Source organism: Agromyces larvae (assembly GCF_022811705.1).
GTDB classification, from domain to species: Bacteria; Actinomycetota; Actinomycetes; order Actinomycetales; family Microbacteriaceae; genus Agromyces; species Agromyces larvae.
The window spans coordinates 1,003,899-1,016,562 of the sequence record NZ_CP094528.1; the positions used below are offsets into that span (position 1 = coordinate 1,003,899).

At 71.0% G+C, this 12,664-nt stretch carries 14 protein-coding genes; 6 read left to right on the forward strand and 8 right to left on the reverse strand.

Features of this window, described 5'->3' with window-relative positions:
• Window positions 1–7: 7 nt before the first annotated feature.
• From MTO99_RS04645 to MTO99_RS04660, 4 genes are all read right to left on the reverse strand, one after another.
• Entirely contained in the window at window positions 8–976 is a 969-nt protein-coding gene (locus MTO99_RS04645) for a sugar kinase (protein ID WP_243557394.1), read from the reverse strand.
• A 73-nt stretch (window positions 977–1,049) separates the two neighbouring features.
• A complete protein-coding gene (locus tag MTO99_RS04650) occupies window positions 1,050–1,823 on the reverse strand; it encodes an IclR family transcriptional regulator (RefSeq protein ID WP_243557396.1) in 774 nt (257 codons plus the stop codon).
• A gap of 91 nt (window positions 1,824–1,914) precedes the next feature.
• On the reverse strand, window positions 1,915–2,325 hold the full coding sequence (locus tag MTO99_RS04655) for a VOC family protein (protein ID WP_243557398.1): 411 nt from the start codon (window positions 2,323–2,325) through the stop codon (window positions 1,915–1,917).
• Window positions 2,326–2,334: 9 nt separating this feature from the next.
• Complete coding sequence (locus MTO99_RS04660; protein WP_243557400.1) at window positions 2,335–2,775, reverse strand: helix-turn-helix transcriptional regulator; 441 nt, start codon at window positions 2,773–2,775, stop codon at window positions 2,335–2,337.
• A gap of 100 nt (window positions 2,776–2,875) precedes the next feature.
• On the opposite strand from MTO99_RS04660, the gene MTO99_RS04665 reads away from it, so the two are divergent.
• Window positions 2,876–3,454, forward strand: a complete 579-nt coding sequence (locus MTO99_RS04665) for a TetR/AcrR family transcriptional regulator (protein WP_243557402.1) — start codon at window positions 2,876–2,878, stop codon at window positions 3,452–3,454.
• Window positions 3,455–3,459: 5 nt separating this feature from the next.
• Here the strand turns inward: MTO99_RS04665 and MTO99_RS04670 are convergent, their stop codons facing one another.
• Entirely contained in the window at window positions 3,460–4,005 is a 546-nt protein-coding gene (locus MTO99_RS04670; RefSeq protein ID WP_243557404.1) for a hypothetical protein, read from the reverse strand.
• Window positions 4,006–4,160: 155 nt separating this feature from the next.
• Between MTO99_RS04670 and MTO99_RS04675 the strand changes: the two genes are divergently transcribed.
• On the forward strand, window positions 4,161–4,793 hold the full coding sequence (locus tag MTO99_RS04675; protein WP_243557406.1) for an HdeD family acid-resistance protein: 633 nt from the start codon (window positions 4,161–4,163) through the stop codon (window positions 4,791–4,793).
• Between the two features lie 68 nt (window positions 4,794–4,861).
• Here the strand turns inward: MTO99_RS04675 and MTO99_RS04680 are convergent, their stop codons facing one another.
• Window positions 4,862–5,635, reverse strand: a complete 774-nt coding sequence (locus MTO99_RS04680) for an SDR family oxidoreductase (RefSeq protein ID WP_243557408.1) — start codon at window positions 5,633–5,635, stop codon at window positions 4,862–4,864.
• A 134-nt stretch (window positions 5,636–5,769) separates the two neighbouring features.
• Here MTO99_RS04680 and MTO99_RS04685 point away from each other — a divergent pair, with 134 nt between their 5' ends.
• The 4 genes from MTO99_RS04685 to MTO99_RS04700 all read left to right on the forward strand — a co-directional run bounded on the left by MTO99_RS04685 (window position 5,770) and on the right by MTO99_RS04700 (window position 8,402).
• Window positions 5,770–6,243 (forward strand): NfeD family protein, encoded by a 474-nt coding sequence (locus MTO99_RS04685; RefSeq protein ID WP_243557410.1) that lies wholly within the window; start codon window positions 5,770–5,772, stop codon window positions 6,241–6,243.
• Window positions 6,244–6,260: 17 nt separating this feature from the next.
• The gene (locus tag MTO99_RS04690; protein ID WP_435520821.1) at window positions 6,261–7,205 is read left to right on the forward strand and encodes an SPFH domain-containing protein; all 945 of its coding nucleotides are present in this window, start codon (window positions 6,261–6,263) and stop codon (window positions 7,203–7,205) included.
• Window positions 7,206–7,211: 6 nt separating this feature from the next.
• On the forward strand, window positions 7,212–7,955 hold the full coding sequence (locus MTO99_RS04695) for a glycerophosphodiester phosphodiesterase family protein (protein ID WP_243557414.1): 744 nt from the start codon (window positions 7,212–7,214) through the stop codon (window positions 7,953–7,955).
• A gap of 84 nt (window positions 7,956–8,039) precedes the next feature.
• Window positions 8,040–8,402, forward strand: coding sequence for an RNA polymerase-binding protein RbpA (locus MTO99_RS04700; RefSeq protein ID WP_243557416.1), 363 nt, complete (start codon window positions 8,040–8,042; stop codon window positions 8,400–8,402).
• Between the two features lie 22 nt (window positions 8,403–8,424).
• Here the strand turns inward: MTO99_RS04700 and lnt are convergent, their stop codons facing one another.
• Window positions 8,425–10,071 (reverse strand): apolipoprotein N-acyltransferase, encoded by a 1,647-nt coding sequence (lnt, locus tag MTO99_RS04705; RefSeq protein ID WP_243557419.1) that lies wholly within the window; start codon window positions 10,069–10,071, stop codon window positions 8,425–8,427.
• A 119-nt stretch (window positions 10,072–10,190) separates the two neighbouring features.
• Window positions 10,191–12,635, reverse strand: coding sequence for a DEAD/DEAH box helicase (locus MTO99_RS04710; protein ID WP_243557421.1), 2,445 nt, complete (start codon window positions 12,633–12,635; stop codon window positions 10,191–10,193).
• Window positions 12,636–12,664 lie beyond the last annotated feature (29 nt).

Sequence of the window (12,664 nt, forward strand, 5' to 3'; positions counted from 1 at the left end):
GCTCCGTTCACGCGGTGCGGATGCTTCGGCCGGCGTGCTCGGCCGACCGGGCTGCCTGCCAGGCCTCGACTTCGCCGGCATTCGGGAATCCCTCGTAGTCGCCCGGATGCTGGACGACCTGGGCGGCGACGAAGGCCGCGAGTGCGAGCGCGTCCTCGAGGGCGAGGCCCGCGAGGCGTGCGTGGATCCAGCCGGCGTTGAACGCGTCGCCCGCACCGACGGGATCGACGGGATGCGGCGCGGGATGCGCGGGAACGACGAGCCGCTCGCCCTCGTGCCAGGCGAGTGCGCCGTCGGCGCCGCGTTTCACGATGATCGTCGAGGGGCCGAGTCCGGCAAGTTCGTCGATCGCGGAATCGAGATCGGTTCGGCCGGTGATCAGCCGTGCCTCGGTCTCGTTGCAGAGCAGTTGGGTCGCCGAGGCGAGCATGCGACGATACTCGCGCACGGCGTCTGGCTCCGAGATGATCGACGGTCGGAAGTTCGGGTCGAACGAGACCGTGACTCCGGAGCCCGCCGCCCGCCGAGCGGTCTCATGGGCGAGGGCGCGAGGCCCCGCACCGATCGCGAGCGCGACGCCAGTCAGGTGCACGTGCCCGGCGGACTCGACCACACCGGCGGGGAGGTCTCCGGGCGCGAGCTCGGTGCCCGCCGCATCGCGGCGATAGTAGGTCACGGCGGTGTCGTGCGGGGTCGTGCGCTCCTTGACCATGACGGCGGTCGGGCGCGTGTCGCTCCGGGCGACGAGGCTCGTGCCGACGCCCTCTGCCGCGAGGACGTCGAGCACGTGATCGCCGAGGGGGTCGCGACCGAGGCACGAGGCCCACCAGACGTCGTTGCCCAGGCGAGCGAGACCGATCGCCGTGTTCGCTTCGGCGCCGCCGATCGAACGTGTGAAGAGTCCGCGAGCCGCGTCGGCGGGATCGGTCGGCCTCGAAAAGCAGACGAGGGCCTCGCCGAGCGTCAGAACCTCCACGAACTCCACCCTTCGATCACATACTTGAACAGCGTACGCGCTTGTGAACACTACGAGGTTGGACGAAGGGGTGTCAACTTGCCAGGCGTCGAGTCAGCGAGTCGACGATCACTCGCGCGTCCTCGAGCGCCGCGATGATCTCGTCGCGGTGCTCGTCGGTCATGCGACTCTCGGGGACGGAGCAGCTGATCGCGTTCCAGGTGCCCTGGACCGGGCGGAGCGCGACGGCCACGCACAGGATGCCCGCCGAGTTCTCGCCGCGGTCGATCGCGTAGCCGCGCTGACGGGTCGCGGCGAGCTCGGCGTGGAGCTCAGCGGGGTCCGTGATCGTCGTGGGGGTGAGCTTCGCGAACGGCCGACCGAGACGTTCTTCGACCTCGTCATCGCCGAGCTGGGCGAGCAGGGCCTTGCCGAGCGCGGTCGCGTGCGCCGGAAGGCGCCGACCGACGGCCGAGAAGAGCCGCAACGCGTGCCGCGACTCCCGTTTGGCGAGATAGACGATGTCGCCGCCGTCGAGCCGGCCGAGGTGCACCGTCTCGCCGCTGCGCTCGGAGACGAGGTCGAGGGCGCCGTTCGCGAGCGGGACGAGGTCGTCCGTCTCGACGTAGGCCGCGCCCGCGAGCAGGGCACGGAGTCCGATGCCGTAGCCGGTTCCCGCGGCGTCGGTCTCGAGCCATCCGCGCGCCGCCATCGTGCGGAGCAAACCGTGCAGGCTCGACTTCGGAATGCCGAGGTCGCGGCTCATGGCCGCGATCGAACGCCGTTCGCCGCACGCGCCCAGATACTCCAGTATCTCGAGCGTGCGCAGCGAAGATTTGACGCCCGAGGGCTCTGCACCGTCCGTCACTGTTCCTCCTCGCGTCGTGCGTCGATGGCTTGGAACACGAGGTTACCGTTCACATGGGTGAACGAGGGCCGCCGGCACGTCCGGCCCCGCCTCAGCGAGGCTGCTGGATGCGGACCATGTTGCCCGCCGGGTCGCGGAACGCGCAGTCCCGCACCCCGTACGGCTGGTCGATCGGCTCCTGGGCGACCTCGGCACCCGTGGCGGCGACCCGGTCGAACGCGCCGTCGACGTCGGTCGTCGCGAGCACGATGGACGCGTACGTGCCCTTCGCCATCATCTCGGCGATGGTGCGGCGCTCGTCGTCGGTGGTGCCCGGGTCGGGGGTCGGCGGGGTGAGCACGATCGAGGTGTCGGGCTGGCCGACCGGGCCGACGGTGATCCACCGCATGTCCTCGTAGCCGACGTCGTTGCGCACTTCGAAGCCGAGCGTGTCGCGATAGAACGCGAGGGATGCCTCGGGGTCCGTGTGCGGCAGGAAGGTGTATTGAATCGTGATGTCCATGTCGCCAAGCTACTGGCGCGCGGTGGTGGGCGCTTCTCGATTCCTGACCGGTCTGGCGGCGCGCTTGGCGAGCACCGACGGCACCCCCTCGAAGATGCCGTCGGGCTGGGTGCGGTAGACGCTCGGCGGCACGCCGACGAGCTCGGTGAACCGGGTGCTGAAGGTGCCCAGCGACGAGCAGCCCACCTCGAAGCACACCTCGGTCACGGTGAGGTCGCCGCGTCGCAGCAGCGCCATCGCGCGTTCGATGCGACGCGTCATGAGATAGCTGTACGGCGACTCGCCGTACGCGCGTTTGAACTCGCGGCTCAGGTGCCCTGCCGACATGTTCACGCCGCGGGCGAGCGCGTCGACGTCGAGGGGCTTCGCGTACTCGCGGTCCATCCGGTCGCGCACGCGACGCAGCAGCGCGAGATCGCGCAGCCGCTGGGCTTCGTCAGGGCTCCCCACCCGGGCGATGCTGCCACCCGAACGGGGAGTTGTCCAGCGGACGAACCGCTTCGTCTGGCCCGAATTGCTGCGAGACAGACCGGTCTGTCACACTGGCGCCGTGGCATCCACCCCGTCGTCCCCCTCCCCTGCCCTGCGCATCCTCGAGACGGCGAACCGGCTGTTCTACGACGAGGGGTTCCGGGTCGGGATCGATCGCGTGATCAGCGAGTCGAAGGTCGCGAAGGCGTCGTTCTACCGGGCGTATCCCTCGAAGGACGACCTCATCGTCGCGGTGCTGCGCCGTCGCCACGAGGAGTGGACGCGGTGGTTCGTGCGGCGCGTCGATTCGCTCACGATCGAGCGCGGGCGCAGCCTCGTCCGACTCGCGGACGCGCTCGGCGAATGGTTCTCGCGCGACGACTTCCGCGGCTCCCCGTTCACGAACGCGATGGCGGATGCCTCGCTCCCCCGGGCTGCCGTCGAGATCGTGCACCGTCACGACGAGGCACTGCGGCGCGCGCTGCTCGCGTACCTCGAGCACGTCGGCCTCGAGGCATCCGATGAGCTCGCCGACCAGGTCTCGCTGATCGTCGAGGGCGCCATCGTGCGCGCCCAGCGCGCCGACCGGCCGGATGCCGCAGCCGCCGCCGCGCGGGCGGCGGCACGCCTGCTCGTGCGCCTGGACGGACCGGTCTGATCGCGTCAATCGGAGGGCGACGCCGCGCACTCGACGCGCGCACCGCTCGCCTCGGCATCGGAAGCGGCGCGATCGGCGGCCACCAGTTCGCCGCCGGCGAAGAGCGCGCAGCTGAGCGGCACCGCGTCATCGGTCGCTGCGCGGAACCCCGCCAGGTCCGACGGCTCGCCCCCGGTGCAGTCGGCGATCACCACGGTGACGACCGGTCCGGGCGAGGTCATCCGACGCACCATCCGCTGGCCGTCGACGCGGAACACCGGATAGGTCACCCGCACGGCGGTGCGGTCGTCACCGGTGGTCACCACGAACGCGATGAGATCGTCGCCGGCCGGGTCGATCGGACAGTCGCCGCGCTGGCCGGGCATCACCGCGACGGCGGCCGCGGGGTCGGGCAGTTCGCCCCACGGGTCACTCGGCTCCGTGCCGGCAGGGCTCGAGACCGGCGGCGAGGTCGACGTGGCCGCGACGGGCGGCGTCGGCGCGGAGCATCCGCCCGTCACGGTCGCGATCAGCGCACCGATCGCGACCGCTCCCACCCGATGCCCGTGCATGACGGCATGGTAGGCCCGCGCTCCGCGCGATGCATCCGTAGCGCCCGGGATCCCGCCGTCACGGCGCGACTCGCGGGTTCACGTCCGACTCCCAGCGACGGCGGAGGCATAGCCTGACCCTGCTCGCAGTACGTCGCGCCATGAAGGGGGCCCTCATGTCCAGTCCGCAGTCCGACTCGTTCTTCGCCGCGTTCTCGCTCGGCGGCGACGACCTGTCGAAGTCGACCGTCAACACCATTCGCGCCACGCTCGGCATCGCCGGGGTCGTCGCGCTCATCGTCGGGATCCTGATCACGTTCTGGCCGAAGGACGCGATCATCGTCATGACGTGGATCCTCGGGATCTACCTGATCGTGGCCGGCATCGCGTACCTGGGGCTCGGCATCTTCTCGAGGGGCATCTCGGGCGGGTCGAGAGCGCTCGACATCATCGTCGGTCTGCTGTTCCTCGTCGCCGGGTTCATCGTGGCGTTCAACGCGACGAGCTCGGCCGTGGTGATCGGCATCTTCCTCGGTGTGTTCATCGGCATCGTGTGGATCGTGGAGGGCGTGGTGGCGCTCGTGCAGTCGGGCGACGCGTCGTCACGAGGATGGGCGATCTTCTTCGGCATCCTCAGCATCGTCGCCGGCCTCATCGTGCTGTTCTCGCCGCTGTGGGGCGCGGTCGTGCTGTTCTGGTTCGCCGGCATCTCGCTGATCGTGCTCGGCATCGTGCAGATCGTGCGTGCGTTCACGTTCGGCAAGGGCAGCCGGCAGGGCACGCCGCCCACGGCGGCGACCGCCGCCTGACCGGATCGCGCGACGAACGGGGCCGGCGAGGGATCCCTCGCCGGCCCCGCCGTCTGCACCGAACCCGCTCAGTCGAGCGAATCGGGCGTGAATCCCGACACGTCGCCGACGTAGCGCGTGTGATCGGCGGGGATGGGCTCGACGGCCGCGAGCGCGACCTCGGCGGCGAACTCGGCGACGTTGTAGAGCCGGCCGGCCTCCGCCTTGCGCTCCTGGATCGCGCCCGGGTTCGCACGCTCGAGCAGCGTCGCCGTGATGGTGCCCTCGATCATGTCGCCTGACACGACGACGAACTCGACGCCCCGCTCGGCGAACTCGGGCAGCTTCGCGCGCAGGGCGTCCTCGCCGGCGCGCTTGGAGAGCGCGACGGGCTCGTACTCGGGCATCGTCGGCGTGGTGCGGATGAAGTGCGCCTGGTGGCTCGTGACGAACACGATGCGGGCGCGGTCGGTCAGGTGCGGGAGCGCCCCCTCGACGACGTTGACCTGGGCGTCGCGGTTCAGGCGCATCGCGTAGTCGTCGCCCATGCCCGTCTCCATGCCGCCCGAGGCGTTCAGCACGAGCAGGTCGATGGGGCCGAGTTCGGCCTCGGTGCGCGCGAACAGCTCGGCGACCGATTCGGGGTCGGTCAGATCCGCCCCGACGGCGATCGCGCGGCCGCCCGCAGCGGCGATCTCGGCGACCACCTTGTCGGCGCGCGGGGCCTTGCTGCGGTAGTTCACGACGACCGCGGCGCCGGCCTCGGCGAGGTATCGGGCGGTGTCGGCGCCGATCCCGCGCGACGAACCGGTGACGAGCGCGACGCGGCCGGCGAGCACGCCTTCGGCGAGGGGGTTGGACACGGTGGTTCTCCCGAAGTCGATGGGGTGGGTTCGCGGCATCCGTCATCCGCTCGGTCGAGACTACCAATCCCCCGCGCGAGCCCCCGCCCTGCTAGGTTCGAAGCGGGGGCGCGTTCGAATTCGAAGGAGAGCGAATGGATGTGCTGACCCAGTACGCCTGGATCGTGTGGCTGGTGCTGATCCTGGCCTTCGCGACGATCGAGGTGTTCACGCTCGAGATGACGTTCCTGATGCTCGCCCTCGGCAGCGTGGCCGGTCTGCTCTCCGGTCTGACCGGCATCCCCTGGTGGGCGCAGTTCATCATCGCGGCCGTCGTCGCGGTCGCGCTCATCCTGCTGCTGCGCCCGCCACTGCTTCGGATGCTCCGTCGCGGCGCCGACCCGGCGCGCAGCAATGTCGACGCGCTCATCGGGGCCGACGGCCGGGTCGTCCGCACGGTCACGAGCATCGGCGGCCAGGTGAAGCTGCAGAACGGCGACGTCTGGACGGCGCGGCTGTCGCCGATCACCGAGCAGGCGGATGTCGCGGTCGGCGAACAGGTGCTCGTCACGGGCATCGACGGGGCGACGGCGGTCGTCGTCCCGGTAGAGAGGAGCACCCCGCAGTGACCTTCGACGTGCCCAGCATCATCGTCGCGATCGTCGTCGTCGCGATCGTCATCTTCGTGATCGTCGTGATCTCGCGAGCGATCCGCATCATCCCGCAGGCCTACGCCGGCGTGGTCGAGCGACTCGGGCGGTACCACAAGACCCTCAGTCCGGGGCTCAACCTGCTCGTGCCGTTCATCGACCGGCTGCGTCCGCTCGTCGACATGCGCGAGCAGGTCGTGTCGTTCCCGCCGCAGCCGGTGATCACCGAGGACAACCTCGTGGTGTCGATCGACACCGTCGTCTACTTCCAGGTGACCGACGCCCGGGCCGCGACGTACGAGATCGCGAACTACCTCGGTGCGGTCGAGCAGCTCACCACGACCACGCTCCGCAACGTGGTCGGCGGGCTCAACCTCGAAGAGGCGCTGACCAGCCGCGACAACATCAACGGGCAGCTGCGCATCGTGCTCGACGAGGCCACCGGCAAGTGGGGCATCCGCGTCTCCCGGGTCGAGCTGAAGGCGATCGACCCGCCCCACTCGATCCAGGACTCGATGGAGAAGCAGATGCGCGCCGAGCGAGACCGGCGCGCGCTCATCCTCACCGCCGAGGGGACGAAGCAGTCGGCGATCCTCACCGCCGAGGGCCAGCGGCAGGCCGCGATCCTCCAGGCCGAGGGCGACGCGAAGGCCGCGGTGCTGCGCGCACAGGGCGAGGCGGAGGCGATCCTGACGGTGTTCAAGGCGATCCACGAGGGCGACCCCGATCCGAAGCTGCTCGGCTACCAGTACCTGCAGATGCTGCCGCAGATCGCCGAGGGTCAGGCGAACAAGCTCTGGATCGTGCCGAGCGAACTCACCGAGGCGCTGAAGGGCATCGGCAAGGCGTTCACCCCGAACCCCGATGGTCCCGCCGGTCCGGCCGGTCGCGCCACCGGTCAGGCGGGCGCCGGAGGCGGCGCGGGCGCCCCGCGCGCCTGACCCGAGATGGGCTACCTCTCCCCCGGGACGCCTCGGGTGCTCGCGCACCGCGGTCTCGCGGTCGAGGTGCCCGAGAACACGCTCGCCGCGTTCGACGCCGCGGTGCGAACGGGGGTGCACTACGTCGAGACCGATGTGCACCTGAGTCGCGACGGCGTCGCGATCGTCTCGCACGATCCCACGCTCGAGCGCGTCGCCGGCCGCGAGGACCGGGTGAGCGACCTGACCTCGGCGGAGCTCGCCGCGATCGATCTCGGCGCCGGCGCGGGGTTCCCGACGCTGGCCGACGCGCTCGCGGCCTTCCCCGAGACGCGGTTCAACATCGACGTGAAGACCGAGGCCGCCGTCGAAGCGACGGCCGACACGGTGCGCGCCGCCGACGCCGTCGACCGGGTCCTGCTCACGAGTTTCGCCGACCGCCGACGGCGCCGGCTCGCCGCGCTGCTGCCCGGCGTCGCGACCTCGGTGGGCAGCGCCGGGGTGGTCCGGGCGATCCTCGCCGGGCGGTTCGGCGCCGCCGCGATGCGGTGGGCGGCGCGCGGGGCCGTCGCCCTGCAGGTGCCCGAACGCGCGGGTCGACTGCGCATCGTCTCCCCCGCCCTCGTGCGCGCTGCGCACGCGGCGGGCGTCGAGGTGCACGTCTGGACGGTGAACGAACCCGACGACATGCGGCGGCTGCTGGCCCTCGGGGTCGACGGCCTGGTCACCGATCGGTGCGATCTCGCGCTCGCGGTGATCGCGGCAACCTGAGAGAAGCCTGAGAGATCCTCAGCCTTTGGCAAGGTTCTGCACAGCTTGATCGTTTATACACGTAGACGATCGAGAGGAGCATCAATGGCAGACCGAAGCCTCCGCGGCATGCGGATCGGGGCGCAGAGCCTGCAGAGCGAGGACGGGGTGGTGTTCGCCGACCGGGCGAACTACTCGTACCTCTGCGAGACCTGCGGCCGCGAGACGGTCATGACCTTCTCGACCGAGGCCGAGATCCCCGAGAGCTGGGAGTGCCGCACGTGTGGGGCCAATGCGACCCTGCTCGTCGACTCGAAGCCCGTCGAGATCGACCGTTCGGGCGAGAAGACCGCCCGCACCCACTGGGACATGCTGCTCGAGCGTCGCACGATCGCCGAGCTGGAGGAGCTCCTGGAGGAGCGCCTGCAGCTGCTGCGCGCACGTCGCGGCCAGAAGATGAGCGCCTGACCCATCCCGCTCGTCGCCCGGTTCAGCCCTCGGCTGAGGCCGGGCGATTCGCGTTTTCGGGGGCGGATGCGTCGAAGGCGGATGTCTCGCGGCCGGGCGCCTCGGCACCGGATGCCGCCGCGAACGCGCCCCGCCGCCGACCCAGGGCGAACGCGATCAGCAGCGCAGCCAGCCCGCCGATGCTGATCACACCGTCGACCCACCCGCCGAGCACGACCGACGGCGTGAGCCCGGTGCGCAGACCCACCTCCGTGACCATCGCGCCCGGCTGGTCCGACGGCAGCGCGTCGACCGTGCGACCGGCGGGATCGATCACCTGGCTGCGTCCGACGGTCGAGAGGTTCACCACCCACCGGCCGGTCTCGATCGCACGGAGCCTCGCGAACGCGAGCTGCTGCTGGTTCTCATCGGTGCCGCGGAAGTCCGCGTTGTTCGTCTGCAGCAGGTACAGCTCGGCCCCGTCGCGAGCCGCCTCGTGGATCACCTCGTCGTAGATGACGTCGAAGCAGATCGCGAGGCCCGCGATCGTGTCGCCCAGGTCGAACACGGGCGGGTTCGTCCCCGGCGAGTACCCGCGCTGCACCAGCCCGATCAGGTCGGGCGCGAAGAACATGTAGAAGTCGCGGTCGGGGATGTACTCGCCGAACGGCACCGGATGCCGCTTGTCGTACGTCTGCGTGATGCCCTCGCCGCTGCGCCACAGGAACGACGTGTTGAAGTACTCGTCGCCGCGCACCGTGACGGTGTTCGCGATGAGCGGGGCGTCCAGGTCGGCGGTGAGACGGTCGAGCGTGCGCGCAGCCGCGGTGCCCGGGTTCACCGAATCATCGACCGATCCCTCGGGCCAGAGCAGCACGTCGATGTCGTCGCGCCCGAGCAGCGGCGTGGTCGCGCCGACCTGCGCGTTCAGCACGTCTCCGGCGCTGCGTTCGTCGAAGTAGCCCGCGGGCCCGTTGCCCTGCACGCTCGCCACGGTCGTGCTGCCGGCCGATGCGGTCGGCCAGGCCGGCACCGCGCCGATGACGACGAGCACCGCGGCGAGCGGCGCCAACCCGACCATCGCCTTCGGCAGCGGCTCGCGCAGCGTGCGCCGCTCGACCGAGACGCGCACCCATTCGATCGCCGACGCCGTCGCCCACGCCATCGCGAACCCGAGCCCCGCGAAACCGACCCACGACACGGTCTCGGCGAACGGGCTCTGCGACTGGCTGACCGCGAGCCGCGCCCAGGGGAACCCGCCGTACGGGAAGCTGCCGATCACCGTCTCCTTGCCGATCCACAGCGCCGCCACGACCGCGGGCAGCGCGACGAGCCGCGCCCAGCGGCCGGGCCATGCCCGCGGCACCCAGCGATACCCGAGGGTGATCGCGATGCCTCCGACGCCGACGAACAGCGCCTCGAACAACGACAGCGCGAGCCACGGCACGGGCCCGAGGTATCGCGAAGTCCACTCGACGTGCAGCAAGTAGAAGGTCGCGCCGTACACGTACGCGATGAGGAACGCCCCGCCGACGCTGCGGCCGATCTGCGCGATCAGCGCCAGAGCGATGCCGACGAACACGAGCGGCCAGATCGCCAGCTCGGGGTAGGCGGCATCGGTGACGAATCCGGCGAGGACGGCGACGAGCATCGCCGCCCACCAGGGCAGCAGGGGGCGGGGGTCGGGCACGTCGATCAGCCTAAGCGACCGGGCCGGATGTCTCGTGCCAGCGCCGGCCGCGAGGCATCCGCATGTCCCGCACGCGGTCGCGGCACCCGACCGCATCCTCCGATCGCGACCCCGACGGCTCAGCCGGCGACCGTGTCGATCACGACCCCGCGACGCACCCCGTCGATCGCATCGCGCGCCGCCCGCCCGACCCCGCCGTCGGCGACGATCGAGATCTGATCGAGCAGGTCGATGACCTGCTTGGCGAGTCGCACGAAGTCGCCCGCGGCGAGCTCGGTGTCGGCGAGCACCTCACCGAGGCCCGCGCCCTTCGCCCAGGCGTGCATCGCGTTCGCGAGCGCCGCGGTCGGCGGCTCGCTGCCCGGCAGCCGGTGCTCGCGCTCGAGGTCGTCGAGCTCGCTCCAGACGTGGCCGGTCGCCTCGAGTGCGGCGCGGAACGGGCCGCGCGGCAGACGGTACTCCACTCCGCGGTCGTCGCGGCGCGGCTCGTAGACGAGGGCGGCGGCCATCGCGGCCAGCCCGCCTTCGTCGAGGTCGTCCCACAGGCCGCGCCGCAGGCACTCGGCGACGAGCAGGTCGCGTTCGCCGTAGATGCGCTTCAGGATCCGGCCGGCCGACGTGGACACCAGTTCGCCGTGCCGGTCGTGCTCGACGTAGCCGAGCTGCGACAGCACCTCGGTCACCCGGTCGAACCGCTTGGCGACCTGCCCGGTGCGGGTGCGGATCTGGCGTGACAGCTGGTCGTGCTCGCGCTGCAGCCGCCACCACCGCTCGGCCCAGCGGGCGTGCTGCTCGCGCTCGGCGCAGCCGTGGCAGGGGTGCGACCGAAGCTGCTTGCGCAGCCTGACCAGCTCGCGCTGCATCCGCTCGCGCTGCGCGTGCGTGGGGTTGCCCTTCGCCGCCTCCTTCTCGAGGTCGCTGATGCGGCGCCGCAACCCCGAATACTCCCCGAAGTCGCCGAGGTGGCAGCGCATCGCCTCGGCGTAGCCCGACAGCGACTCCTCCTGCTTGCGCAGCGTGCGCGCCAGGTCGACCACGGCCCGGTCGGCCTGGAACTGCGCGAACGACAGCTCGAGGATCTGCCGGGTGCGCTCGCGGCCGAACTGGTCGATGAGGTTCACCGCCATGTTGTACGTCGGCTTGAAGCTCGAGTTCAACGGGTAGCTGCGCCGCGACGCCAGCGCGGCGACCGCCTCAGGGTCGAGCCCGTCGACCCACTGGATGACCGAGTGCCCCTCGATGTCGATGCCGCGCCGACCCGCGCGCCCCGTGAGCTGGGTGTACTCCCCCGGCGTGATCGGCACCCGAGCCTCGCCGTTGAACTTCTCCAGCTTCTCGAGCACGACCGAGCGCGCCGGCATGTTCACGCCGAGCGCGAGCGTCTCGGTGGCGAACACCACCTTCAACAGCTTGCGCTGGAAGAGCTCCTCGACGACCTCCTTGAAGGCCGGCAGCATGCCCGCGTGGTGGGCGGCCACACCGCGCTGGAGCCCCTCGACCCAGTCCCAGTACCCGAGCACCGCGAGATCGTCGTCGCGGAGCATCCGCACCCTGGCCTCGACGACCTGCCGGATCTCGTCGCGCTCCGACGCATCCGTCAGCCGGATGCCGCTGCGCAGCACCTGCCGCACCGCCTGATCGCACCCGGCCCGCGAGAAGATGAACACGATCGCCGGCAGCAGATGCTTCGACGCCAGCAGGGCGACCACGTCGGGCCGGTCGGCGCGGCCCGTGCCCGGTGCGCCGCCGCCACGGCCCCGCCCGCGGTACCCGCCGCGGTCGGATCCGCGCCGGCCGCGCTGCGACCTGGTGCCGAGCGACCGGCTGGCGCGTGCGAGCTGCTTCAGCTCGGGATTCACCCGATTCGCCGCGGCCTGCCCCGACGAGTCGAACAGGTCGACCATCTTGCCGCCCACCAGCACGTGCTGCTCGAGCGGCACCGGCCGCGCCTCGGAGACGATCACGTCGGTGTCGCCGCGCACCGCCTGCAACCAGTCGCCGAACTCCTCCGCGTTCGACACGGTCGCACTCAGCGAGACGAGTCGCACCGCCTCCGGCAGGTGGATGATGACCTCCTCCCACACCGCGCCGCGGAACCGGTCGGCCAGGTAGTGCACCTCGTCCATCACGACGTACGCGAGCCGGTCGAGCAGCGGCGAGTCGGCGTACAGCATGTTGCGCAGCACCTCGGTGGTCATCACCACGATGCGGCCGGTCGCGTTGATGTTCGTGTCACCGGTGAGCAGCCCCACCGCATCGGAGCCCCACGCGTCGACGAACTCCTGGTACTTCTGGTTCGACAGGGCCTTGATCGGCGTCGTGTAGAACACCTTCGCGTGCGGGTCCTGCATCGCGAGGTACACCGCGAACTCGGCGACCGCGGTCTTGCCGGCCCCCGTGGGCGCGGCGACGAGCACGCTGCGGCCCTCGTCGAGCGCGCCGCAGGCGCCGCGCTGGAACGGGTCGAGGTCGAACTTCAGGGTGGACGCGAACTCGGCCAGGCGCGGCCGGCGCCGCTGCTCGCGTGAGAGCGCGTAGCGCTCGGCCGGTGAAGGGCTCGTCACCGTTCCAGCCTACGGCGGATGCCCCGTGG

Bases quoted from the DNA above. Each gene is read 5' to 3' on its own strand.
- MTO99_RS04655 (WP_243557398.1), bottom strand. From the start codon at position 2,325: ATGGACATCACGATTCAATACACCTTCCTGCCGCACACGGACCCCGAG.
- MTO99_RS04670 (WP_243557404.1), bottom strand. From the start codon at position 4,005: ATGCACGGGCATCGGGTGGGAGCGGTCGCGATCGGTGCGCTGATCGCG.
- MTO99_RS04675 (WP_243557406.1), top strand. From the start codon at position 4,161: ATGTCCAGTCCGCAGTCCGACTCGTTCTTCGCCGCGTTCTCGCTCGGC.
- MTO99_RS04685 (WP_243557410.1), top strand. From the start codon at position 5,770: ATGGATGTGCTGACCCAGTACGCCTGGATCGTGTGGCTGGTGCTGATC.
- MTO99_RS04695 (WP_243557414.1), top strand. From the start codon at position 7,212: ATGGGCTACCTCTCCCCCGGGACGCCTCGGGTGCTCGCGCACCGCGGT.
- MTO99_RS04700 (WP_243557416.1), top strand. From the start codon at position 8,040: ATGGCAGACCGAAGCCTCCGCGGCATGCGGATCGGGGCGCAGAGCCTG.